This is a genomic window from Candidatus Lokiarchaeota archaeon (assembly GCA_014730275.1).
Lineage (GTDB): Archaea > Asgardarchaeota > Thorarchaeia > Thorarchaeales > Thorarchaeaceae > WJIL01.
In genome coordinates this window covers 1-3,256 of sequence record WJIL01000063.1, presented here as the reverse complement: position 1 = coordinate 3,256, position 3,256 = coordinate 1, and the positions used below count along the sequence as shown (strand labels likewise).

The 3,256-nt window shown below is 43.3% G+C and carries 6 protein-coding genes; 3 read left to right on the top strand and 3 right to left on the bottom strand.

Translation table 11 applies throughout. The features are described 5' to 3' along the window. On the bottom strand, positions 1-475 hold a 475-nt coding region (locus GF309_06770), incomplete at its 3' end, for a hypothetical protein (protein MBD3158479.1). Positions 476-640: 165 nt separating this feature from the next. Here GF309_06770 and GF309_06765 point away from each other — a divergent pair. Both GF309_06765 and GF309_06760 read left to right on the top strand, forming a co-directional pair. Next, a complete protein-coding gene (locus tag GF309_06765; protein MBD3158478.1) occupies positions 641-1,279 on the top strand; it encodes a methyltransferase domain-containing protein in 639 nt (212 codons plus the stop codon). 12 nt (positions 1,280-1,291) lie between these two features. Next, positions 1,292-1,942 carry a hypothetical protein gene (locus tag GF309_06760; GenBank protein MBD3158477.1) on the top strand — a complete coding sequence of 217 codons (651 nt, stop codon included), beginning with the start codon at positions 1,292-1,294 and terminating at the stop codon, positions 1,940-1,942. Here the strand turns inward: GF309_06760 and GF309_06755 are convergent. Together GF309_06755 and GF309_06750 are read right to left on the bottom strand one after the other, a co-directional pair. After that, a complete protein-coding gene (locus GF309_06755) occupies positions 1,931-2,227 on the bottom strand; it encodes a hypothetical protein (protein ID MBD3158476.1) in 297 nt (98 codons plus the stop codon). The two genes, GF309_06760 and GF309_06755, sit on opposite strands and share 12 nt — an antisense overlap. 37 nt (positions 2,228-2,264) lie before the next feature. After that, positions 2,265-2,630, bottom strand: coding sequence for a hypothetical protein (locus tag GF309_06750; GenBank protein MBD3158475.1), 366 nt, complete (start codon positions 2,628-2,630; stop codon positions 2,265-2,267). 125 nt (positions 2,631-2,755) lie between these two features. Between GF309_06750 and GF309_06745 the strand changes: the two genes are divergently transcribed. After that, positions 2,756-3,256 (top strand): MBL fold metallo-hydrolase (locus GF309_06745; GenBank protein MBD3158474.1); only part of this gene is annotated, 501 nt, incomplete at its 3' end.

The following is a 3,256-nucleotide window of genomic DNA, read 5'->3' as shown; positions in this document are numbered from 1 at the left end:
GAATTCCGTCAATGAAACTGCCATTTACAGCGTATAATCTTGTAAGATTCCATACCTCAAGCTCAGCCATGCTTGCAACCCAATCATGCTCCTCGTCCAAGGGAAACGCGTAGGATGTACCTATCCCGGTATCAGTCCTGCCAGCTAATACGCCAGGAGTTGTATAGCCCCTTTGTTCCACATCTAGAGGATTAAGGACCCCTTCTTCAATAACTTCTTCATTCCCAATTGACGATTCAGCAAGTAGGTTATGACTTGGTTTTCTTAGGGTATTTTGAGGTGATTCTTTCGGCATCAGCGGATTGTTGCCAAATGATGAATCACCCAGAGCCGGCGAAAAAGCAGCTTCAGAGTCCCCTTGCCATGTTCTAGTGGATTTTAGAATTGGAGAACCCAACGAAACGAGGAATAGGAAAATATGATAGCAGAATATGGTTTGTTTCGAATCATTGAACCACCCCGTAGGCCCTTTCATAATGGCTAGCTTCAACTACGGATTGCAAAAGCATTCAAAATAGAACAAAACCTTTTCCTATGTATACCTATTTCGTTTTTCCGAATCGTTTAGAAATATACGGGAAAAGGGAATGAATACGGAAGTCGATTTACCCCGTTAGCAGAAATTTGGGAAGGGTAGATAATGGACAATGAGCGTAATAATGAAAGATTTAGAGCTCATAGGGATGTTGATCAACACATTCTAGAGTCTCTGTCGGTCGGGACGGATGTCTTGAAATGGTACAATGAGAAAGGACAGGATTTCTTCCAGAAAATAGGTATGCAATCAGGAAATATCGTGCTTGATTTCGGTTGCAGAGTGGGGAATTATACAATCCCAGCCGCAAGGGTAGTTGGAAACAAGGGCACGGTCTATGCCCTTGACAAAGACCACTCAGCCGTAGATGAACTCATGACTAGAGCGGAGGTCATGAATCTTGATGAAATCATCATACCCATGAAAACAAGCGGCGAGCTGGAAATAAACCTAGGAGCTAATTCGGTTGATTTTATCCTCTTCTATGATATCATTCGCAGCTTACTTAGAATCGATGGTACTCTCAATCCCTATAGATGCCTTTTGAATGAGTTTGACCGAATTCTCAAGCAGGGAGGAAAATTCTCTCTTTTCATCAAACATCTTCATAGTCAAAGCGTCGGTCCACAAGATGTGCTTCAGATTACAGAGTCATTCTTTGATTACCATGAATCCAAAGAGCTTTATTTGATGCATTGGGATAATCTGGAAAAAGGAATAATCCATAGTTTTCGAAAAATATAGCAACCTCAATATATGTGGGAAAAATCAATGGATGAACTGTTATTGCTTCTGATGGCCCTGTTCGGGATATCTGTTCTATTCCATATCATCGCGCTAGAGCGCAAGAAACTAGCAGACCAATTTGGTGAAACAAAGGGAAGGAAAATAGGTAATGTGATCGGTATTGTTTCAGGATGGTTACTGTTTGCTTCTTGGGCAGGAATCTGGTTTGTTCCCCAACCCGCTTTTAGTTTGCCTATCCTCCCATCGTTTTGGATTAGCATACCTATGATTGAAATCCAAATTCCCATCATTCATTTTATTGTCGGCTTGTTCTTCCTAGTATTCGGCGCGTATTTCGGATTAAGTGCAGTATCAGAACTTTCTCTAAGTGTTTCTCAAACTCAATTGCCGAACGAATTGGTCACAAATGGGATATACGCAAAATGCAGACACCCTCAGTACTTGGGCGGAGTTCTGGCTCACATTGGTGTTAGTCTCCTCATATCGGGATTGTACTCCTTTCTATTGACACCCGTTGTCTTTGTCGCAGTCTACGCTATGAGTCTCGCAGAGGAAAAACAGCTTACAAGGATGTTTGGAGAACGATACAAGGATTACAAAGGTGAAGTTCCTATGCTTCTGCCACAAATCGGCATAGAGTCGCTTGTCTCAGAAGGGTAGTAACCCAAGGATGATGAGAAATACTCCTCCTAATGCATAATGCTTCTTGTCTATCAGGCGGGCCAATTGAAGCACCGTCCCACCACTGCCCACGCTGAATGACAAGCCCACAAGCAGCCAGGCTGTCTCAATCATCGGAAAACCATACAAGAAGATACGGAGAGCGGCACCAACTACAGTATATAGCACCAACTGTTTTACAAGGTAGGAATATAGCTCATTCACTGAGGTTACGTCCCATTGTGCTTTGTGTTCAAGAGGTAGGTCTAAATTAGGCTTACCCATTTCCGCATAGACCTGACGGCTCCTGAACTGGGAGGCTCTACTTGATGCCGGCTCGATTTGCCACTTTGACTATGACAAACACGACAAGGGCGATGATTATGAAAGTGATAAGGTCGCCAATGAACGCTCCAATACCAAAAGGACCGATTTCGATTTGGTTCCATTCTATATTGGGTAGGGCGAGTTCCACAATGGGCATTATCAGATTGTTCACAAGAGATTGAACCAGCTGCCCCAAATATATACCCAGAATGAAGGCTACTGCCAGTCCCAGTACCTTATACTTGGCAAGAAAATCCTTGAATTCCTCTACGAAATTCTCTGGTGGGGGTTCTGGTGGGGGTGGTTCAAGTATCTTACGTATCTTCTCAACTTCTTTCAAAAGCTCATCTTCTCGTTCCATTTAGCTCTCCTCTGGAGAATATCCCACTATGTTATTCCCCTCGCTGTTTAATAGTTATGCCAATTTCCACCAAATAGGATAGTGTGCAATGGATAGCGACTTAAGGGAAAAGACTCAATCAAAACATGAGTGACGCCCCAACACAATCATTACGGGGAGATGAGCGAATGAGGCTTCGAATTCTATACGACAACAGAGCCATGGAAGATTTCAAGGCCGATTGGGGATTCTCTTGTTTGATCGGTGACGACATACTATTCGATACAGGTGCCAATCTCAATATTTTGCTTCACAATATCAATCGGCTTGAAGTTGATATTGAGAGAATCCATACGTTGGCCTTGTCGCATAATCATCGTGACCATGCAGGCGGCATAGGCATACTAGAAAAACTAGGTGATGTTAAGGTGTATCTGCCAAGCTCATTCTCTCCAAGCTTGAAGAAAAACATAGCCTCCTTCAGTAATACGGAAATAGTGGAAATCAGCGATTCGCAGAAGATAGCCGATAGAGTTTATACCACTGGCGAGTTAGGCAGGGGAACCAAGGAGCAATCCTTGGTAGTCCATGGAAATGATGAATGGACGCTTGTAACTGGATGCGCTCATCCCGGGTTGGAAACCATT